General features: G+C 66.4%; 16 protein-coding genes and 4 tRNA genes. 15 read left to right on the top strand and 5 right to left on the bottom strand.

The annotated features are described in order from the left end of the window. Positions 1-319: 319 nt before the first annotated feature. The 4 genes from ppk2 to hemA are packed head-to-tail and all read right to left on the bottom strand — an operon-like array spanning position 320 to position 5204. A complete protein-coding gene (gene ppk2 / locus QRO95_RS21465) occupies positions 320-1102 on the bottom strand; it encodes a polyphosphate kinase 2 (protein ID WP_285303437.1) in 783 nt (260 codons plus the stop codon). Between the two features lie 46 nt (positions 1103-1148). After that, the gene (locus QRO95_RS21460) at positions 1149-2855 is read right to left on the bottom strand and encodes a tetratricopeptide repeat protein (protein ID WP_285303436.1); all 1707 of its coding nucleotides are present in this window, start codon (positions 2853-2855) and stop codon (positions 1149-1151) included. 5 nt (positions 2856-2860) lie between these two features. Next, positions 2861-3943, bottom strand: a complete 1083-nt coding sequence (prfA, locus tag QRO95_RS21455; protein WP_010481754.1) for a peptide chain release factor 1 — start codon at positions 3941-3943, stop codon at positions 2861-2863. Further along, positions 3921-5204 carry a glutamyl-tRNA reductase gene (gene hemA / locus QRO95_RS21450; RefSeq protein WP_285303435.1) on the bottom strand — a complete coding sequence of 428 codons (1284 nt, stop codon included), beginning with the start codon at positions 5202-5204 and terminating at the stop codon, positions 3921-3923. The genes prfA and hemA overlap by 23 nt, the downstream gene beginning before the upstream one ends. A gap of 63 nt (positions 5205-5267) precedes the next feature. On the opposite strand from hemA, the gene QRO95_RS21445 reads away from it, so the two are divergent. The 9 genes from QRO95_RS21445 to ychF all read left to right on the top strand — a co-directional run bounded on the left by QRO95_RS21445 (position 5268) and on the right by ychF (position 12830). Beyond that, positions 5268-6953 carry a tetratricopeptide repeat protein gene (locus tag QRO95_RS21445; RefSeq protein ID WP_195763241.1) on the top strand — a complete coding sequence of 562 codons (1686 nt, stop codon included), beginning with the start codon at positions 5268-5270 and terminating at the stop codon, positions 6951-6953. After that, the gene (gene lolB, locus QRO95_RS21440) at positions 6950-7609 is read left to right on the top strand and encodes a lipoprotein insertase outer membrane protein LolB (RefSeq protein ID WP_285303434.1); all 660 of its coding nucleotides are present in this window, start codon (positions 6950-6952) and stop codon (positions 7607-7609) included. The genes QRO95_RS21445 and lolB overlap by 4 nt, the downstream gene beginning before the upstream one ends. Continuing rightward, positions 7606-8475 carry a 4-(cytidine 5'-diphospho)-2-C-methyl-D-erythritol kinase gene (ispE, locus tag QRO95_RS21435; RefSeq protein ID WP_285303433.1) on the top strand — a complete coding sequence of 290 codons (870 nt, stop codon included), beginning with the start codon at positions 7606-7608 and terminating at the stop codon, positions 8473-8475. The genes lolB and ispE overlap by 4 nt, the downstream gene beginning before the upstream one ends. An 11-nt stretch (positions 8476-8486) precedes the next feature. Then, positions 8487-8563, top strand: a tRNA-Gln gene (locus QRO95_RS21430). A gap of 139 nt (positions 8564-8702) precedes the next feature. Next, positions 8703-9662 (top strand): ribose-phosphate diphosphokinase, encoded by a 960-nt coding sequence (locus QRO95_RS21425; protein ID WP_005415400.1) that lies wholly within the window; start codon positions 8703-8705, stop codon positions 9660-9662. A gap of 110 nt (positions 9663-9772) precedes the next feature. Then, complete coding sequence (locus tag QRO95_RS21420; RefSeq protein WP_014036085.1) at positions 9773-10390, top strand: 50S ribosomal protein L25/general stress protein Ctc; 618 nt, start codon at positions 9773-9775, stop codon at positions 10388-10390. 48 nt (positions 10391-10438) lie between these two features. Then, positions 10439-11017 carry an aminoacyl-tRNA hydrolase gene (pth, locus tag QRO95_RS21415; protein ID WP_125895169.1) on the top strand — a complete coding sequence of 193 codons (579 nt, stop codon included), beginning with the start codon at positions 10439-10441 and terminating at the stop codon, positions 11015-11017. 41 nt (positions 11018-11058) lie between these two features. Beyond that, positions 11059-11640, top strand: a complete 582-nt coding sequence (locus QRO95_RS21410) for a DUF4375 domain-containing protein (protein WP_232528226.1) — start codon at positions 11059-11061, stop codon at positions 11638-11640. Positions 11641-11738: 98 nt separating this feature from the next. After that, positions 11739-12830, top strand: coding sequence for a redox-regulated ATPase YchF (ychF, locus tag QRO95_RS21405; RefSeq protein WP_097050006.1), 1092 nt, complete (start codon positions 11739-11741; stop codon positions 12828-12830). A gap of 590 nt (positions 12831-13420) precedes the next feature. Here ychF and QRO95_RS21400 read toward each other — a convergent pair. Continuing rightward, positions 13421-16159, bottom strand: coding sequence for a TonB-dependent siderophore receptor (locus QRO95_RS21400; RefSeq protein WP_285303432.1), 2739 nt, complete (start codon positions 16157-16159; stop codon positions 13421-13423). Between the two features lie 170 nt (positions 16160-16329). On the opposite strand from QRO95_RS21400, the gene QRO95_RS21395 reads away from it, so the two are divergent. The 6 genes from QRO95_RS21395 to QRO95_RS21370 form a co-directional block, all read left to right on the top strand. After that, positions 16330-17349, top strand: a complete 1020-nt coding sequence (locus QRO95_RS21395) for a cyanophycinase (protein WP_285303431.1) — start codon at positions 16330-16332, stop codon at positions 17347-17349. Between the two features lie 105 nt (positions 17350-17454). Next, positions 17455-18471 carry an isoaspartyl peptidase/L-asparaginase family protein gene (locus QRO95_RS21390; RefSeq protein WP_121504929.1) on the top strand — a complete coding sequence of 339 codons (1017 nt, stop codon included), beginning with the start codon at positions 17455-17457 and terminating at the stop codon, positions 18469-18471. Positions 18472-18608: 137 nt separating this feature from the next. Then, positions 18609-18694, top strand: a tRNA-Tyr gene (locus QRO95_RS21385). Between the two features lie 24 nt (positions 18695-18718). Beyond that, positions 18719-18792 (top strand) — tRNA-Gly (locus tag QRO95_RS21380). A 49-nt stretch (positions 18793-18841) separates the two neighbouring features. Next, positions 18842-18917, top strand: a tRNA-Thr gene (locus tag QRO95_RS21375). A gap of 41 nt (positions 18918-18958) precedes the next feature. Then, the coding region (locus QRO95_RS21370; protein ID WP_285303430.1) for a GTP-binding protein at positions 18959-19545 on the top strand (587 nt) is incomplete at its 3' end.

Raw genomic sequence — 19545 nt, 5'->3', positions numbered from 1 at the left:
CAGTAGATCCACGCCATGCGTGGATGAATCTCCATCGGAATCGAATATTTCGAATGGGAATCGAAAAGCATCCACGCATGGCGTGGATCTACTGTGTCGACCAAGGTCGACACCTACCAACAGCCGCAGGGATCTGTCAGAGGTGGGGCGGTGTGGGTGGGCAGGACCGTTGGCGCCATGGATGGCGCCATCGAGCCCCCATGGACGGGTCTACGGCGTGTCCTGCCCACCCACACCGCCCCGCCATCCCGCGGATAGCCGCTGTTGCTGTTGCCGTTGCGTTGAGCAGGTGCAGGGCCGCAGGCCCTGCCGACCCACCCTAATCTTCGACCGGGAACTCCTCGATCGGCTTCAGTACATCGTAGTGCTCGCGATGCAGCTTGCCCTTCAGCTTCGGCAGCTCCGGCAACGGTGCATCCACCCGCGTGTCCGGCAACCGGTCCAGCAGGTTGCGCACCAGCGTCAGCCGACCCAACCGCTGGTCGTTGAAATCCACCAGCGTCCACGGTGCCGCCTCGCGATGCGTCGCGCGCAGCATCGCCTCGCGGGCCTCGGTGTAGGCGCTGTACTTGCTGCGGGATTTCAGGTCCACCGGGGAGAGCTTCCAGCCCTTCAGCGGATCGAGGTGGCGCTCGGCGAAGCGTTTTTCCTGCTGTTCCTGATCCACGCACAGCCAGTACTTGAACAGCAGGATGCCGTCGTCCACCAGCAGTTGCTCGAATACCGGCGCCTGATGCAGGAACTGCTGGTACTCGGTTTCGCTGCAGTAGCCCATCACCCGCTCCACGCCGGCACGGTTGTACCAGCTGCGGTCCATCAGCACGATCTCGCCGGCGGCCGGAAGGTGCGAGGCGTAGCGCTGGAAATACCACTGCGTGGCTTCGCGGTCGGTGGGCTTGGGCAGTGCCACCACCCGGCATTGACGCGGGTTGAGGTGCTGGCTGATGGCCTGGATCGCGCCGCCTTTGCCTGCGGTATCTCGGCCTTCGAACAGCACCAGCAGGCGTTGCCCGCTGTGCCGCACCCAGCGCGCCATCGCGGTCAGTTCCAGCTGCAGCGGCAGCAGCAATTCGTCGTAGTCCTTGCGCTTGAGCTTGGCCATCATCACACCACGCGGGGAGGGAGCCCGAGCGTAGCGCAGGGATCGCTCAGGCGATGTCGAGGCCCTGCCAGCCATGCTCGCCGGCCAGTCGCTGCAGCAGCGCCGACAGGTCGCGGGCGAAGCTGGCCATGTCGAACAATCCACTGCGCTCGCGTGCCTGGGCCACTTCGGCGCGCAGCGTGGCCAGCGCCGACGGGTCATTGCCCAGCGTACTGGCGGTGGCGATGAATGCCGCATCGTCGGCGACATTCATCCGGGCCAGCCCCAGATGGTGATTGAGGCTGCCGGCCACGCGCGCGGCGAAGGTGTCGCCGGGGCAGGTCAGCACCGGGCAGCCGGCCCATAGTGCGTCGGACGCGGTGGTGTGCGCGTTGTACGGATGCGTGTCGAGGAACAGGTCGGCCAGCGGATAGCGAGCCAGGTACTGCGGATGTGGCAGCTTGGCCATGAACACCAGGCGTGCCGGATCCAGGCCAGCGGCCTGTGCGGCGCTGCGCAGGCGCGCGTCGGCATGGCCGGGACCGGACAGCAGCCACAGCACGCTGCCGGGCACCGCCTGCAGCACCGCGAAGGCGCGGCCCATGCTGCGTGGATTGAGCTTGTAGCTGTTGTTGAAGCAGCAGAACACCACGCCCTGTTCGGGCAGGCCGCACTCGGCCCGGGACGGTGCCGGTTCGAGCAAGCGGGTGTTGTCCGAGGGCTGGAACGCACGCGGCAGGCGCAGTACGCGCTCGCTGTAGTGGGGTTCCAGTGACGGCGGCAGAACGAAGCTGTCGCCGATCACCGCATCCATCCACGGCGCACCGGACGTGCCGGGATAGGCCAGCCAGTTCAACTGCAGCGGGGCAGGGCGCATCGCCAGCACTTCCGGCGTACCGCCGCCGCCCCAGCCGCGCAGGTCGAACAGCAGGTCGATGCTCTGTGCGCGGATGCGTGCAGCAGTGTCTGCATGGCGCAGCGCGGCCACATCATGCAGCTGCGTGGCCACCTGCAGGCGCTGGCGGATGCGGCTGCCGTCATCGTGGTTCAACGCGAACAGGTGCAGCTGCAACGCCGGGTCATGACGCAACTGCTCGAACAGGGCCACGGTCAACAATCCGGTGGGATGGGCGCCGAAACCATTGGAAAGGAAGCCGACCCGCAGCGGGCCCTGGGAACGCACCTTCACTGGCGGCAACGGCCGCACTGAAGCGGCAACGGCGGATGCACGGGCACGCGCGCAGGCCAACTGCTCGGCTGCGCTGGCATCTTCGCTGAGGAACGCGAACGGTTCGACCACGCCCTGCCCAGAGGCAAGTGCACCACGTACCTGTGCCGCCAGCGCGTCCACGTCCTGCCAGTCGCACAGGCGACGCTGCCAAGCCAGGCGCTGGGCGGCGATATAGGGTTCGCCCGGCATCAGTGCATGCGCACGGCGATAGGCTGCCGCCGCGCCTTCGGCATCATCGGCATCTTCCAGCGCATGGCCCAGCCACAGGGCAATGCCTGGGTGCTGCGGGGCCAACGCCGAGGCCTGGCCGAGCAGTTTCGCCGCATCGGCATGCGCGCCGGCCATCCAGGCCACGCGGCCCAGCCGCGCCAGCGCTTCAGGGTGGTTCGGGCGCAGCTGCAGTGCACGGCGCGCGGCCTGCTCGCCGGCGGCGATGTCGCCGGCTTCCAGTTCCAGGTCCGCCAGCATCACCCAGGCGACGAAGTCGCCCGGCTGGCGTGCAATCGCCTGTTGCAGGTGCTGCCGCTGCTGCCAGGCCGACATGCGACTCAGCCCGCCGACAACTGGGCCAGGGCGTCGACCTGGTGCTCGTGGCTGAGCCGCTGCAGCAGCGGGTCGAGGTCGCCGGCCAGCACGTTGGGCAGGTCGTACAGGGTCAGGCCTTCCACGCGGTGGTCGGTGATCCGGCCCTGCGGGAAGTTGTAGGTGCGGATGCGCTGGCTGCGGTCACCGCTGCCCACCTGCAGGCGCCGCGACTCGGCCTGCGCCGCGTCCTGGCGCTGGCGCTCGGCATCGAGCAGCTGTGCCTTCAGGCGCTTCATCGCCTTGTCGCGGTTGGCGTGCTGGCTGCGCTCGGTCTGGCATTCCACCACCACGCCGGTCGGCACGTGGGTGATGCGGATGGCCGATTCGGTCTTGTTGACGTGCTGGCCGCCGGCACCGGACGAACGGAACGTATCCACCTTCAGGTCGGCCGGGTTGATGACGATGTCATCGACCTCATCGGCCTCGGGAATGATCGCCACGGTGGCCGCCGAGGTATGGATGCGGCCCTGCGATTCGGTGGCCGGCACGCGCTGCACGCGGTGCGTGCCCGATTCGAACTTCAGGCGCGAGAACGCGCCACGCCCGACCACGCGCGCCACCACTTCCTTGTAGCCGCCATGCTCGCCCGGGCTGTCCGATTCGATCTCGACCTTCCAGCCCTGGCGCTCGGCGTAGCGGGCGTACATGCGGAACAGGTCGCCCGCAAAGATCGCGGCCTCGTCGCCGCCGGTACCGGCGCGCACTTCCAGGAACAGGTTGCCTTCGTCACGCGGGTCGCGCGGCACCAGCAGCAGCGCCAGCTCCTGCTCCAGTTCCTGCAGGCGCGCCTGTGCAGCAGCGATTTCCTCATCGGCCAGCTCGCGCAGGTCCGGGTCGGCGCGCATGCCTTCGGCGGCGGCCAGATCGGCCTTGGCACGGGCTTCATCGGCCAGGGCGATGGCGATCGGTTCAAGTTGGGCGAATTCGCGCGAAAGGTCGCGGAAACGAGTGTTGTCGGCGACCACATCGGGTTCGGCGAGCAGGCGTTCCAGTTCTTCGCGGCGCTCGGCCAGCGCTTCCAGCTTACGGCGCAGGGTCGGCGTCATCGGGTCTCACGGGTGGGTGGCGGTAACCCGGCGTGGCCGGGAACAGGCGCTCGGCGGCGCGGGTCAGGTCAGCATCGCCGCTCAGCGCGGCCGCGCGCAGCGCAGCAGTGGGCGGGTGCAGGAGTCGATTGGTCAGGCCGTGGGCCAGCAGTTCCAGCACTTCGTCGGCCGGCTTGCCGTTGGCCAGCTGCTGTCGCGCGCGCTCCAGCAGTTCGGTGCGGGTGGCTTCGCCGAACGCGCGCAGCTGTCGCAGCGGCGCCTGGTGGGCACTGGCCTGCTGGGTCTCGACGAAGCGCGACACCTGAAGGTCGATGATCGCTTCGGCCTCGGCGGCCGCTTCGCGGCGACCACGGCGGTTGTCTTCCACCGCGCGTTCGAGATCGTCCACGGTGTAGAGGAAGGCGTCGTTGAGCGTGCCGACCTCGGCCTCGATGTCGCGCGGTACGGCCAGGTCGAACAGCAGCATCGGCTTGTGCCGGCGCGCGCGCAGGGCCTTGGCCACCATTTCGCGATGGATCACCGGTTCGCGCGCAGCGGTGGCCGAGAACACCACGTCGGCCTCACCCAGGTGGCGGTCCAGTTCGGTCAGCGGCAGCGCCACGCCACCATGTCGGCTGGCCAGTTCCTGCGCGTGGGCGAGGGTGCGGTTGGCGATCAGCAGCCGGCGTACCTTGCCTTCGCTCAGGTGCCGTGCAGCCAGTTCGATGGTCTCGCCGGCACCGACCAGCAGTACGGTGGAATCGTCCAGCCGCGCGAACGCGTTCTGCGCCAGGCGCACCGCCGCCGACGCCACCGATACCGGGTTGGCGCCGACCTGGGTATCGGTGCGCGCACGCTTGGCCACCGAGAAGGTCTGCTGGAACAGGCGGTCCAGGCGCTGGCCGAGCAGGCCATGGTCGCGCGCGGTCGACCAGGCATCCTTCACCTGGCCGAGGATCTGCGGTTCACCCAGCACCATCGAGTCCAGCCCGGTGGCGACCCGGAACAGGTGGCGCACGGCCTCGGCGTCGGCGTGCTGGTACAGGTAGCCCTGCAGGTCGCCGGCCTGGGTGTGCAGCCACTGGTCCAGCGCCTGTGCCGAATCGGCCACGGCGTACAGCTCGGTGCGGTTGCAGGTGGACAGCAGCACCGCCTCGGCGATCTGCGGAGTATCGCGCAGCGAACCGAGCGCGCGCGGCAACGCCTCACCGGCGAAGGCCGCGCGCTCGCGCAGCTCCACCGGTGCGGTCTGGTGATTCAGTCCGAGCACCCACAGGGTCATTGTTCAGTTGCTTGCGATAAGCTGCTGGCCATTGGACGACATTTTAAGGCCCCGATGCCGACGATGCCCGCATTGATTCGCATCCCCAGTGTTCTGCTGCTGTCCCTGGCCTGCAGCCAGGCCCTGGCGGCGGTGCCGGCCAAGGCCCCCGTACGGGCCCCGGCCACTGAGGAACTGGCGCTGGAACCGGTGATGGCCGGTGAGTTCGCCCTGCAGGCCGGCAAGCTGGCCGAGGCCGCGCGCTGGTACCTGCAGGCGGCCCAGCAGACCGACGGCGACGCCGGCCTGGCCGAGCGCGCGACCCGCATTTCCATGCTCGCCAACGATGATGCCAGCGCCGCCAAGGGCCTGGCCCTGTGGCAGCAGCGCGCCCCGCGTTCGTTGACCATGCGCAGTGCGGCCGGTGCGCTGGCCATGCGCCAGGGCGATGTGAAGGCGGCCCGCACCGAACTGCAGGGCCTGCTGGCCGACCCCGACGAGCGCGGCTGGAAGTTCGCCCTGGCCGCACTGATCGGTGGCGGCCGTGATCCGGCGGTGCCCGCGCAGGTGCTGGGTGAGCTGGTCGACGCCAATGCCATTCCGCCGAAGATCGAAGCCTGGCAGGAGTTTGGCCGCCTTGCCCTGCGCATGGAAAAGCCCGAGCTGGCCCGGCGCATGATCGATGAAGTGGTCAAGCGCTTCCCGGAAGAGCCACGTGTGGCGCTGCTGCGTGCCAGCCAGCTGCAGCAGGCGGGCGAGACCGGCAAGGCGTTGTCGCTGCTGCACGATGTGGAGCCGAAGACCCGCCAGGACCCGGAACTGCGCAATGCGGTGGCCATTGCCTATGACAGTCTCGGCCAGCCGTCCGCCGCCGAGCGCGTGCTGGCGTTCGGTCCGCAGGACGTGCAGACCTGGGGCATGCGCGCCTCGCTGCTGGCCAAGCAGGGCGACAAGGCCGCGCTGTCCAATCTCTACAACGAACTGTCGCGGCAGGCGGCCAAGCCGGACCCGGCGCAGCGCCTGCTGCTGGGCAAGATCGCCGAGTACCTGAAGCGTTATCCCGAGGCAGTGCAGTGGTACCACAGCGTGCCCGGTGGCGATGAGCTGAGCGAGGCGCGCCTGCGCGCGGCCAATGCCCAGGCCCTGGCCGGGCGCCTGCCGCTGGCGCTGGAAGAAGTGCATGCGATCCAGTCCGATGCGGTGGTCGACGACGACGTGCGCCGCGACGCCTACCTGCTGGAAGCCGAACTGCGCCAGCGCGCCGACGACAGCGCCGGTGAACTGGATGCGCTGGCCCGCGGCCTGGCCGCTTACCCGGATGACAACGGCCTGCTGTACGCCCGTGCGCTCACCTGGGAACGCCGCGACGACATCCCGCGCGCCGAGGCGGATCTGCGCAAGATCCTGGTGACCGAACCGGAGAACGTGCCGGCTTTGAACGCGCTGGGTTACACCCTGGCCGACCGCACCGGCCGCCTGCAGGAAGCACTGGAGCTGATCGACCGCGCCCGTGTGGCCGAACCGGACAACGCCGCCATCGTCGACAGCTATGGCTGGGTGCTGTATCGCCTGGGCCGCAAGGAAGAGGCACTGGTGCAGCTGCGCCGGGCCTGGACCCTGGCCAAGGACCCGGAGATCGCTTCGCACGTTGGCGAAGTGCTGTGGGTGCTGGGCAAGCACGATGAGGCCCGTCATTTCTTCGAGGAAGCGGCCAAGCTCGACCCTGAAAACCGCGCGCTGCTGCGCGCCCGCGAGAAATTCAATCCATGAGTGTTTCCCTGATCCGGCCGCTGCTGTTGGCGGCCGCGACCCTGGCGGTCAGCGCCTGCACCAGCGTGGGCACGCAGAAGACCCCGGCGCCGGCGGTGGTCGAGATCGTGTCCGCCGAAGCCGCGCAGGCCGAGGCCGCGCGCGTGGCCGCGCTGCAGGCACAGCCGGACTGGGCCTTCCAGGGCCGGGTCGCGGTCAGCAAGGGCAAGGATGGCGGCAGTGGCCGCATCGACTGGAAGCAGGACGGCCGCCGCTACGTGGTCGAATTGAGCGCGCCGGTGACCCGGCAGAGCTGGAAGCTGACCGGCGATACCCATTCCGAAGCTGGCCGCCTGGAAGGGCTGGCCGGCGGTCCGCGTGACGGCGAGGATGCCCAGCAGCTGCTGCTGGAGGCGACCGGCTGGGACATTCCGGTCAACCAGCTGCCGGAGTGGATCCGTGGCCTGGTGGCCGGCGACGCCGCTGGCCCGGAGAAGGTCGAGCGCGACGGTGAAGGCCGGCCGCGTCGCATGCAGCAGATGGGCTGGCAGGTGCAGTACCTGGACTGGTACCCGGCCGAGGCCGGGCGCCCGGCGTTGCCGCGCCGGATCGAAGCCAGCAATGGCGACGCCAAGGTGCGCCTGCTGGTGGACCAGTGGGGGCAGGGTACGCCATGAGTGCCGGGCGCGACGACGCGGGCTGGTCCTGGTGGCCGGCCCCGGCCAAGCTGAACCTGTTCCTGCACATCACCGGCCGCCGCGCCGACGGTTACCACGAGCTGCAGACCGTGTTCCGGCTGCTGGACTGGGGCGACCGCATCGGCCTGCGCCTGCGTGAAGACGGCCAGGTGCGCCGGCAGGGCGAGGGGCTGGCTGGCGTGGCCGAGGCCGATGATCTGGCGGTGCGTGCCGCGCGATTGCTCAAGGAAGTGGCAAATGTCGCGCAAGGTGCGGACATCATCGTTGAAAAGCATGTATCTGCCGGTGGTGGCTTCGGCGGCGGTTCGTCCGATGCAGCCACCGTGCTGGTGGTGCTGAACCGACTCTGGCAGGCGGGCCTGGACGAAGACGCGCTGGCCGCGCTGGGCCTGCGCCTGGGCGCTGACGTGCCGGTGTTCGTGCGTGGCCGCAATGCCTGGGCCGAAGGGGTGGGCGAGCGCCTGCAGCCGATCGTGCTGGAACCGGCCTGGTATGTGGTGGTTGAACCGGGCGTTCATGTTCCCACCCCGGCCCTGTTCGCAGACCCGGATTTGACGCGCGACAGCCCAGTGGCGAAAATAGAGGACTTCGCTTCCGGAACCCTGGTCGGGAACGCGTTCGAACCGGTGCTGCGCCGCCGTGAGCCTGCCGTCGAGGCAGCGTTCGCAGCGTTGAGCGACATCGGCACGGCGCGGCTGACCGGTTCGGGAAGTGGTTGTTTCGTCGAGTTCGCATCGCAGTCTGCCGCAGAGCAGGGACGGTCGAAGTTGCCGAAGGAGTTGCGGGCAAGGGTGGCAGCGGGCGTTGCGCGTTCGCCACTGCTGGATGCACTCGAGCAACACTGATTTATCAATGCAGGGGCGTCGCCAAGAGGCCCAAGGCACCAGGTTTTGATCCTGGCATTCGTAGGTTCGAATCCTACCGCCCCTGCCAATAGCGGCTGTGTCCGCGCCTTCCAGCGCATCGCCTGCGCGGGACGTGGAAACAACCGCGGTGTTGTCAGCAGCAAGGGTCCATCGGGTCCTTGCCGACTCCGGATCCCCGCCACTCGTCCCCGCCCGAGACAATCATGATGCAAGAGTCCCCGAACCTGCTGGTCTTTTCCGGCAACGCCAACAAACGTCTGGCGCAGAACATCTGCAAGGAACTGGGGGTTCGCCCGGGCAAGGCGCTGGTCTCGCACTTCTCCGATGGTGAAGTGCAGGTGGAAATCGAAGAGAACGTCCGCAAGCAGGACGTGTTCGTGATCCAGCCGACCTGCGCGCCGAGCGCGGAAAACCTGATGGAACTGCTGGTGCTGATCGACGCGCTCAAGCGCGCATCGGTGGCCAGCGTGACCGCCGTGGTGCCGTACTTCGGCTACTCGCGCCAGGATCGCCGCATGCGTTCCTCGCGCGTGCCGATCACCGCCAAGCTGGCGGCGAAGATGTTCAGCACCGCTGGCGCTGATCGCGTGCTGACCGTCGACCTGCACGCCGACCAGATCCAGGGCTTCTTCGATATTCCGGTGGACAACGTGTATGCGTCCCCGCTGCTGCTGGCCGACATCTGGCGCGCCTACGGCACCGAGAACCTGATCGTTGTGTCGCCGGACGTGGGCGGCGTGGTCCGCGCCCGTGCGGTCGCCAAGCGCCTGGATGACGCCGATCTGGCGATCATCGACAAGCGCCGCCCGCGCGCCAACGTCTCCACCGTGATGAACATCATCGGTGACGTCGAAGGCAAGACCTGCGTGATGGTCGATGACATCGTCGATACCGCCGGCACCCTGTGCGCCGCTGCCGCTGCCCTGAAGGCGCGCGGTGCGCTCAAGGTCGCCGCCTACTGCACCCATGCGGTGCTGTCGGGCCCGGCGGTGGACAACATCACCAATTCCCAGCTCGACGAGCTGGTGGTGACCGACACCATCCCGCTGAAGGACGCAGCGCGGGTGTGCAGCAAGATCCGCCAGCTGAGCGTGGCGGAAATGCTGGCCGAAACGATGCGCCGCATCGCCTTCGGCGAGTCGGTCAGCTCGCTGTACGTCGACTGAGTTTTTCGTCCCTGCCGGCAACGGCGGGGACATACCCCGGGTGCTTCTGGTCGCGGAAGCATCTTCAACCGCCACGCCGCAAGGCGCGGCAACAACCTGAGTAGTCGAAAATGTCGAAGACCCATGAAATCAAGGTCACCAAGCGTGAACTGCAGCGTAAGGGTGCGAGCCGCCGCCTGCGTCACGCTGGTGTGATCCCGGCCATCGTGTACGGCGGCAACGCCGAGCCGGTCGCCATCAGCCTGGACCACAACGAAATCTGGCTGGCCCAGCAGAACGAGTGGTTCTATGCCTCGATCCTGGACCTGAACCTGGACGGCCAGGTGCAGAAGGTCCTGCTGCGTGACATGCAGCGCCATCCGTACAAGCAGCTGATCATGCACCTGGACTTCCAGCGCGTGAACGAGAACGAAGCCCTGACCGCTTCGGTCCCGCTGCACTTCATCAACGAAGACACCTCGCCGGCCGGCAAGGCTGCCGACGTCGTGGTCACCCACGAACTGAAGGAAGTGACCATCACCTGCCTGCCGAAGGACCTGCCGGAGTCGATCGAAGTCGACCTGGGCGAGCTGAAGGCCGGTGACGTGGTGTACCTGTCCAACATCAAGCTGCCGAAGGGCGTGGAAATCCCGGCCCTGGCGCTGGGCAAGGACCACGACGACGCCATCGTCACCGCCAAGGCTGGCAAGGCCGACGCGGCTGACGAAGAAGCGGCTGCCGCCGAGTAATACCGCTACGGTGCCTGCCTCCGGGCAGGCACCGTATTGGAAGGAACCATGGCAGGACTGCGACTGATCGTCGGTCTGGGCAACCCCGGATCGGAACACGCCCGGACCCGGCACAATGCCGGGTTTCATTTCGTTGAGGCCCTGGCGGAAAAAGCCGGTGCACGATGGAATGTGGACAGCAAGCTGTTCGGTGAGACCGCCAAGGTCGAGATCGCCGGGCAGACGGTGTGGCTGCTCAAGCCCGCCACCTTCATGAACCTCAGCGGCAAGTCGGTCACCGCCGCACAGCGGTTCTGGAAGATCGAGCCGGAAGAAACCCTGCTGGCCCACGACGAACTGGACCTGGCGCCCGGCGTGGCGCGGCTGAAGTTCGACGGTGGCCACGGTGGCCAGAACGGCCTGCGCGACACCATCCGCCTGCTCGGCCACGGCAAGTTCCATCGCCTGCGCGTGGGCATCGGCCATCCCGGCCACAAGGACCGCGTGGTGGGTTGGGTGCTTGGTCGCCCGTCGAAGGACGACGACGTGCTGATCGCGCGCGCCATCGATGATGCGATCGACGTGCTGCCGCTGGCGGTGCAGGGCGATTTCAGCGAAGCGATGAAGCGGCTGCACACTCCGCGCTGACCATGACCGACCCGCGTACTCCCTGCACCGTGTGTGGCGCCATGATCCTGCTGGCGACGGCGGCCCGGAACAATGGGCTCTGCATGCCGTGCCGGAATGGCACGCGGCAAAGCATGGAAATGGCGAGAACGCGGGATCGGGAGATTCGCGAAGAGCGGAAGCGCTTCGGAGAATCCGCAGAGGGGCGGCATTGGCATTGGTTGATCGAACAGGTCCACGGGAACGGTTGTGGATTTGCCGGATTGTCAGTGCAGGATCAGCGTTACTTTGCGATCAACGCGCTCATCAATGATGTCTATCGTGGAGGGCTTGATGCCTATTTCCTCAATTCTGCTGGCGCCTACATTGCTGAAGCGCTTGCAGGGCTTGGGGAGATGCAGCAGCTTGGCGTGCGAGACATCGTGCTCGCTGCCCAGCAGCTACTGTTTGGCAATGAGGCCATGGAAGATCATCATGCGCAAAGACGCCTGCAGATCTATCGTGCTGACGGGTGGCTCGACGATGAAGTCGAAACAGCACTTGATGCGCTGGATGGGCGATTCTATGCACTGGTCGACGAGGGCCAGCTTGAAGAACTGCTGAAAGCGTACGCAGAACGTCACAGGTTGTACGCCGCGTTCTAGCGCGGGCTACTGGAAGGACGATTGGGGATTGAAGGCATGCCCGCAGGCGAGCCTTGAATCCCGAATCATCCACTTACACTCAAACCCGGATTCAACCCATGGGTATCAAATGCGGCATCGTCGGCCTGCCCAACGTCGGCAAGTCGACCCTGTTCAATGCGCTGACCAAGGCGGGTATCGCCGCGGCGAACTTCCCGTTCTGCACCATCGAACCGAACGTCGGCATCGTGCCGGTGCCGGATCCGCGCCTGAACGAGCTGGCAGCGATCATCAACCCGCAGAAGGTCATCCCGACCGCGGTCGAATTCGTCGACATTGCCGGCCTGGTCGCCGGTGCCGCCAGCGGTGAAGGCCTGGGCAACAAGTTCCTGGCGCACATCCGTGAAGTCGATGCGATCACCCACGTGGTGCGCTGCTTCGAGAACGCCGACGTCATCCACGTCAACAACAAGGTCGACCCGATCTCGGACATCGAAACCATCGATACCGAGCTGGCGCTGGCCGACCTGGACAGCGTCGAGAAGGCGCTGAACCGCGCCGAGCGTGCGGCCAAGGGTGGTGACAAGGACGCCGCGGCGCGCAAGCCGGTGCTGGCCAAGCTGCAGGCGGCGCTGTCCGACGGCAAGTCCGGCCGTTCGGTGGGCCTGGACGAGGAAGAGAAGGCGCTGGTGCGCGATCTGTTCCTGCTGACCCTGAAGCCGGTGATGTACATCGCCAACGTGCTGGAAGACGGTTTCGAGAACAACCCGCACCTGGAAGCCGTGCGCGCGCATGCCGCCGCCGAAGGCGCGCAGGTGGTGCCGGTGTCGGCCGCGATCGAAGAAGAGCTGTCCCAGCTCGATGACGAAGACCGAGATACCTTCCTGGCCGATCTGGGCCTGAGCGAGCCGGGCCTGAACCGCGTGATCAACGCGGCCTACAGCCTGCTCGGCCTGCAGACCTACTTCACCGCTGGCGTGAAGGAAGTCCGTGCGTGGACCGTGCGCAAGGGCGCCACCGCCCCGCAGGCCGCCGCGGTCATCCACACCGACTTCGAGAAGGGCTTCATCCGCGCTGAAACCATCGCGTATGACGACTTCATCAAGTACAAGGGCGAAGCCGGCGCCAAGGAAGCCGGTCGCCTGCGCCTGGAAGGCAAGGAATACCGCGTGCAGGAAGGCGACGTGCTGCACTTCCGCTTCAACGTCTGATCCAGCAGCAACGGATCGACCCCGGGACGCCCCGCCTTGTGCGGGGCGTTCGCGTTTCTGGTGATGGACAAAAAAGCACCAGGCTGCGAAACGCTTGCGGTGCGACGTTTGCCGGCACTTGTCCACAGCAAACTCCCATCGCTTTCCACGCCGGATGTGGAAAACCGTGGGGGCGGATCCCTTTCCACGGGAAAGGGCTCCGACCCCGATCAGTGCAGTCGGACCGTGGACAGAATTTCACCACGTTTCGAAACGCCTGCGCTGCAATGCTCGCGCCCACTTGTCCACACCAAGTTCCCATCGCTCTCCACGTCCGGTGTGGAAAACAATCGAAGGGCATGGACAAAAAATCACCACGTCCGGAAACGCCCGCACTGCAAGCCTCGCGGCCACTTGTCCACACCAAGTTCCCATCGCTTTCCACGCGCGGTGTGGAAAACCCGCGTGGCCCGCTCTGGTAGTCGCCCACCTTGGTGGGCGCGTGGCAGATCAGTGCCCACCAAGGTGGGCATCTACCAGAGCCAGGTTCCCAAACAACAAGGCCCGCCAATGGCGGGCCCTGTCGTCCACGTTCTGCAATGCGGCGTGCCTTACAGCGCGCTGCCACCGAACTTGTGGGTGTACTGCAGGTTGATGGTGCGGCCGACGCTGTCGAACCAGGACACGTCGTAGTACGGATACGCGGTGTACGTGGCGTCCTTCGGCGGCATCTTGTTGAACACGTTGACCACCGACAGCGACAGGCGCGAGTGGTCGTCGAAGCGGTACTGCAGCGACGCGTTGTAGCGGTAGGTTGCCTTGATGTACGGGCTGTCACCGCTGTCCCACTTGAATACCTGGTCGTAGCTGTCCGAGGTCGGCAGCTTGCCCAGGCGCGAACCATAGACCGTGGCCGACCACGCGTCCTTCTCCCAGGTCACGCTCAGGCTGGTCTTGGTACGCGGGATGTCGAAGTTGCTGTTGACCGCGAACTGGTCCTGGATCGGATCACCGGGGTAGCGCTGGAAATCGTGCTTCTTCACCCAGGTGTGGGTGCCGTTGAGGATGAAGTCGCCGATGCCGGTCTGCAGGCGGTAGCGCAGGCCAATGTCGATGCCGGAGGTCGATTCGCGGGCGACGTTGATCGGGGCGACACGCACGCCGTACAGGCGGCCATCACTGGTGCGGGTGATGCGGTCGAGCGCGTCCACGCAGGTCGGCGAGTTGATGTCGGCACTGCCGAGGCGGCAGTTCGCTTCGCTGGCCAGGATCGTGCGCACGTCCATGTCCTGCACCTGCTTGCGCATGTCGATGTCGAACCAGTCCACCGACAGGTCCAGGCCGATCGCCGGCGACCAGACGAAGCCGGCACTCCACGAGGTGCTGGTTTCCGGGTCGAGCTGGCGGTTGCCGGTGCGGCTGCGGATCAGGTTGTGCTCGTAGTCGGAACAGTCGGCGGCATCGTCGGCGCGGCAGCTGTACAGGTCCACTGCGCTGGTCTCGTCGTTGCCCGGGCCGGCGAACACGTAGTGGAGGTCTGGCGCACGGAACGCGGTGCCGTATGAACCGCGGACCAGCAGCGTGTCGATCGGGCGCCATTCCAGGCCACCGCTCCAGGTCGCCTTGCCGATGGTGTGGCCGGAATAGCGGTACTGGTCGTAGCGGCCGGCCACGCTCAGGTTGACCGTCTCGTGCAGCGGCATGCGCAGCTCCGCAGCGGTCGCCCAGCGGTTGCGCGAGCCCTTGCCGTCCGAATCCTTCCAGCTGTAGTAGTAGTACTCGGTCGCCAGCGGATCGGGATTGAGCGAGTACGCCTGCTGGCCCACTTCCACGGTCGCGGCGAAGCCGGCATCACCGCCCGGCAGGCCGAACAGCGCGGAATTGGTCAGCGTGAACGCAGCCGTCTCGGTGCGCGACTTCGGGGTGTAGGTGGTGCGCGCCGCGATCGAATCGTACTCGGCGCGGGTCAGCGGCCGGTACAGGCGCGACGGGTCGGCGTTGTAGATCGGGAAGCCGTCGTCGTCCACGCCCAGCTGCGGGCCCAGGAACAGGTCATTGGCTTTGGCGGCGATGATCTGTGCCCAGCTGATCCGCGACTGGTACTGCGAATGGCTCAGGGCCGCTTCGTAGTCCCAGTTGCCGGCCAGGTTGCCCTTGAAGCCAGTGGTCACGCTGAAGGTCCTCTGCGTGCTGCGCACCATTGCATTGCGCAGGCCACCCATCTCCTCGGGCGAGAATTGGCGCTGCCAGAACTCGATCTCGCCGGTGGCCTGGTTGTTGAAATAGCCCGACTCATCGCCGTTGGCGTCCATGCGGCCCCACTTGGTGACGTCGCGCATCAGCGACATCGTGTGGTAGCCCAGCTGCACATCGGCGAACCACTGCTGGCCGTTGTCGAAGTCGTAGCTCAGCGAGGCGTAGCCATTGGCGCCGCGGCGCTTGCTGAGTATGGTGCCGTAGCCGATCGAGCTGTCGCTGCCGCAGTAGTAACCGTAGCGCGGGCGGTAGGCGCGGTAGGTGCTGCCCTGGTTCTGCCCGGCCAGCGCTTCGCAGGTGGCCGCGCCCGGATCCAGGTAGTCGTCGTTGTAGTCCGTGCGCAGGTAAGCGCGGCGTGCGATGCGTGAGCCCTCGGTGGGGCCGTCCTGGGTCGAATCCTGGATATCGCGCTCGTACGCCCACAGCGGGGTCTGCGACTGCAGTTCAACGCTGTACACGGCGTTGAAGTTGCCACGGCTGAAGCCACTGGCCAGGCTCATGTCGAACGACTCGCCACCGCCTTCGCTGGTGGTGCCCATGCGCATGTCGACGGTGGTGCCGTCGGCCTTCTTCTTCAGGATGAAGTTGACCACGCCGGCGATCGCGTCCGAACCGTAGATGGCCGAGGCACTGCCGGTCAGCACTTCGATGCGCTCGATCATGCCCAGCGGAATGTTGGAGACATCGGTGAAGTTGCTGCGGCCCTTGAACGGCATCGGGAAGTCGGCGATGCGGCGGCCATTGACCAGCACCAGCGTGTGGTTCGGGCCCAGCCCGCGCAGGTCCACCTGCTGGGCGCCCGGCGAGAAGTCGGCGCCGCTGGACGACTGCTGGCTCTGCGTCTCACCGCCGTTCTGGGTCATCGAGCGCAGCACGTCGGGCACGCTGGTGAAGCCGCTGGAGCGGATCTGCTCGGCGCTGATCACCGTGATCGGGGCGGGGCCTTCCACCTGGGCGCGCGGAATGCGCGAACCGGTGACCTGCACCGCATCCAGTTGTTGAACCGAAGAGGAGGCCGGTGCCTGGGCCGCCGCGGAAGCAGCCACGCCCATCAACGCCAGCTGGATCGACCACGCCATCGCCTTTCTACGCATGAGGAATTCTCGGAAATGAAGCCGGCCCGCAGAGGAGGGGCCCTGTCCCCCATTCAGATTTCCGGAATGGGCGCGCGCATTTAACGCCTTTTTTATGCTCTTGACTACTGGGTCCCTATCTGGCAAAGAGTGAAAACGCTTGCAAGTCGATTTTGTTCAGGGAGATCAAGATGCGACGCCTCCATTGCACCCTGCGTGCCCCCTTCGCCTGGCTGGCGCTGCTGGTGTTGGCTGTGCCGTTGGCCGCCCCTGCGCAGGACCTGCAGGGCCCGGGCTTCGCCTACTACGAAGCCGGGGATCTCGACGCACCCCGGCCCGGCCCGCGCGCGCCGGCCATGATGCTGATGGGCGGTGGCGAATGGGTGCCGGAGGCCTTTCACTGGTGGCTGAAGCAGGCCGGTAACGGCCGCGTGCTGATCCTGCGCGCATCTGGCAGTGACGAGCTGCAGGACCGCCTGTATCGCGAGATTGGCGGGACCACCGCAGTGCAGACGCTGGTCTTCGACAGCCGCCGCGGCGCCGACGATCCGGCCGTGTTGCGCGTGGTGGCTGCGGCCGATGCCATCTTCATTGCCGGTGGTGACCAGTCGCGCTACATCCGCTTCTGGAAGGGCACCGCGCTCAACCGCGCGCTCAATGCCCATGTGCGCGCCGGCAAGCCGATTGCCGGTACCAGCGCCGGGCTGGCCATCCTCGGTGGCTATGCCTACGGCGCGATGGACGGCGGCAGCATCACCTCCGCCGGTGCGCTGGCCGACCCGATGGGCAGTGCGGTGACCATGGACAGTGGCTTCCTGCAGATGCCCTACCTGCAGCGCGTGGTCACCGACACCCACTTCGACAAGCGCGATCGGCTCGGCCGCCTGATCGTGTTTGTGGCGCGCGCCGCGCAGGACAGTGGCGACCCCGACATCGTCGGCATCGGCGTCGACGAGGACACCGCCCTGTGCGTGGAGCCCGATGGCCAGGCACAGGTCTACAGCGCCGACGGCGAAGGCAAGGTCTGGGTGGTCAGCCCCGGCCGCGATGCCGACCGTCTGGTCGAGGGCGAGCCGCTGCGCTTCCACGCGGTGCCGGTAACGGTGGTCGCCAGCGGCAGCCGCATGCGCTTGGATGACTTCCAGGCCGACGCCGACTACCAGGCCGTGGCCGACGTCAGCGACGGCGAGATTGAGTTCACGCTTCGGTAGTGCCAGCCGCTGGCCGGCAACTCGCCTTCCCTGATGCGCCCCTTGCCGGCCAGCGGCCGGCACTACCCCGCAATCCATTCCCTCGTTCTGCTGGAGACGTACCCGATGAAACTGCGCCTGGCGCTGTCCGCACTGTTGTCCCTGCCCATGCTTGCCCAGGCCGCACCGGCGGCTTCACCGCTGCTGGTCATCCACGGCGGCGCCGGCGTCGAGCGCAAGGACCTGTCGCCGGCCGAGGAAAAGGCCGCACGTGACGCGCTGCGGGCGGCCCTGTTGAAGGGGCATGCGGAGCTGGCGGCGGGTCGCCCCGCGTTGGCTGCTGTCACCGCTGCGATCACCGTCCTGGAGGACGATCCCACCTTCAACGCCGGCAAGGGTGCGGTGTTCACCCACGACGGCCATAACGAGCTGGATGCGGCTGTCATGGATGGCGCGAGCCAGGCGGCGGGCGCGGTGGCCGGCGTGCAGCGGGTGCGCAACCCGATCCTGCTGGCGCAGACCGTGATGCAGAAATCCAGGCACGTGATGATGGTGGGGCAGGGCGCCGAAGCCTTCGCGGTCGAGCAGGGGATGTCTCTGGTCGATCCCTCCTACTTCCGTACGGAGAAGCGTTGGCAGCAGCTGCAGCGTGCACTCAAAGAAGAGGCCAGTGGCCAGGCGCATGCCGACCTGGAGACTGCAAAGCACTTCGGGACCGTCGGTGCAGTCGCATTGGATGCGCAGGGGCACCTGGCCGCCGGTACCTCCACTGGTGGCATGACCAACAAGCGCTATGGCCGGGTGGGTGACTCGCCGATCATCGGTGCAGGCACCTGGGCCGATGCGCGCTGTGCGGTGTCCGGCACCGGCTGGGGCGAGTACTACATCCGCACCGCGGCCGCGCACGAGATCTGCGCACGCATGCGCTACCAGGGGCAGACGCCGGAACAGGCCGGCAAGGGCGTGATCAACGAGACGATTCCGCAGATGGGGGGTGACGGCGGTGCGATCGTGCTCGCTGCAGACGGAAAAATGGCCACGCCATTCAACACCCAGGGCATGTATCGGGGCTGGATCGGCGGCGACGGCGTCCCTCATGTCGCAATTTTCGCCAACGAGACCCTTGCGGTCCCGGGGCAATAACCTTGCGTATCAATGGGTTTGCGACAGCGTGTGAAAAAAGTGGAAAAAAGCGTTGACAGTCCCCCGTCCCATCAGCAGAATAAGCGGCTCACCACCACACACCGCAACGCTTCGGCGGCAACGGAATGGGGTGGTAAGGAGGGATACCCAAGCGGCCAACGGGGGCAGACTGTAAATCTGCTGGCTTACGCCTTCGGTGGTTCGAATCCACCTCCCTCCACCAGTTTCACGTTGTGACATTCCCGGCGCGGGAGTAGTTCAATGGTAGAACCTCAGCCTTCCAAGCTGATGGTGCGGGTTCGATTCCCGTCTCCCGCTCCATTGAATGAACTTTGAATATTATCGAGTTCATGTCATAATGCAAAACTCGGCTCACGTAGCTCAGTCGGTAGAGCACTTCCTTGGTAAGGAAGAGGTCGAAGGTTCGATTCCTTTCGTGAGCACCATCTTAAGCATCACCTCTCAGACGAATTCGAGATAAGCAGCCATGGCCAAGGGTAAGTTCGAGCGCACCAAGCCGCACGTCAATGTCGGCACCATCGGTCACGTCGACCACGGCAAGACCACGCTGACCGCCGCACTGACCAAGATCGGTGCCGAGCGCTTCGGTGGCGAGTTCAAGGACTACTCCTCGATCGACGCCGCGCCGGAAGAAAAGGCTCGTGGTATCACGATCTCGACCGCGCACGTCGAATACGAATCCCCGGTCCGTCACTACGCCCACGTCGATTGCCCGGGCCACGCTGACTACGTCAAGAACATGATCACCGGTGCCGCCCAGATGGACGGCGCGATCCTGGTGTGCTCGGCCGCTGACGGCCCGATGCCGCAGACCCGCGAGCACATCCTGCTGTCGCGTCAGGTCGGCGTGCCGTACATCGTCGTGTTCCTGAACAAGGCCGACATGGTTGACGACGCCGAGCTGCTCGAGCTGGTCGAGATGGAAGTGCGCGAGCTGCTGAGCAAGTACGACTTCCCGGGCGACGACACCCCGATCATCGCCGGTTCGGCCCGTCTGGCGCTGGAAGGCGACCAGAGCGACATCGGCGTGCCGGCCATCCTGAAGCTGGTCGA

This window comes from Stenotrophomonas maltophilia group sp. Smal13 (assembly GCF_030236855.1).
GTDB lineage: Bacteria > Pseudomonadota > Gammaproteobacteria > Xanthomonadales > Xanthomonadaceae > Stenotrophomonas > Stenotrophomonas maltophilia_A.
Note: the sequence above shows the minus strand (reverse complement) of the source record. Positions and strands in the feature narration are given on the sequence as shown.

Bases quoted from the DNA above. Each gene is read 5' to 3' on its own strand.
- QRO95_RS21410 (WP_232528226.1), top strand. From the start codon at position 11,059: ATGATCCTGCTGGCGACGGCGGCCCGGAACAATGGGCTCTGCATGCCG.
- pth (WP_125895169.1), top strand. From the start codon at position 10,439: ATGGCAGGACTGCGACTGATCGTCGGTCTGGGCAACCCCGGATCGGAA.
- QRO95_RS21390 (WP_121504929.1), top strand. From the start codon at position 17,455: ATGAAACTGCGCCTGGCGCTGTCCGCACTGTTGTCCCTGCCCATGCTT.
- QRO95_RS21400 (WP_285303432.1), bottom strand. From the start codon at position 16,159: ATGCGTAGAAAGGCGATGGCGTGGTCGATCCAGCTGGCGTTGATGGGC.
- ispE (WP_285303433.1), top strand. From the start codon at position 7,606: ATGAGTGCCGGGCGCGACGACGCGGGCTGGTCCTGGTGGCCGGCCCCG.
- QRO95_RS21425 (WP_005415400.1), top strand. From the start codon at position 8,703: ATGCAAGAGTCCCCGAACCTGCTGGTCTTTTCCGGCAACGCCAACAAA.
- hemA (WP_285303435.1), bottom strand. From the start codon at position 5,204: ATGACCCTGTGGGTGCTCGGACTGAATCACCAGACCGCACCGGTGGAG.
- prfA (WP_010481754.1), bottom strand. From the start codon at position 3,943: ATGACGCCGACCCTGCGCCGTAAGCTGGAAGCGCTGGCCGAGCGCCGC.
- lolB (WP_285303434.1), top strand. From the start codon at position 6,950: ATGAGTGTTTCCCTGATCCGGCCGCTGCTGTTGGCGGCCGCGACCCTG.
- ppk2 (WP_285303437.1), bottom strand. From the start codon at position 1,102: ATGGCCAAGCTCAAGCGCAAGGACTACGACGAATTGCTGCTGCCGCTG.
- QRO95_RS21445 (WP_195763241.1), top strand. From the start codon at position 5,268: ATGCCCGCATTGATTCGCATCCCCAGTGTTCTGCTGCTGTCCCTGGCC.
- ychF (WP_097050006.1), top strand. From the start codon at position 11,739: ATGGGTATCAAATGCGGCATCGTCGGCCTGCCCAACGTCGGCAAGTCG.
- QRO95_RS21420 (WP_014036085.1), top strand. From the start codon at position 9,773: ATGTCGAAGACCCATGAAATCAAGGTCACCAAGCGTGAACTGCAGCGT.
- QRO95_RS21460 (WP_285303436.1), bottom strand. From the start codon at position 2,855: ATGTCGGCCTGGCAGCAGCGGCAGCACCTGCAACAGGCGATTGCACGC.
- QRO95_RS21395 (WP_285303431.1), top strand. From the start codon at position 16,330: ATGCGACGCCTCCATTGCACCCTGCGTGCCCCCTTCGCCTGGCTGGCG.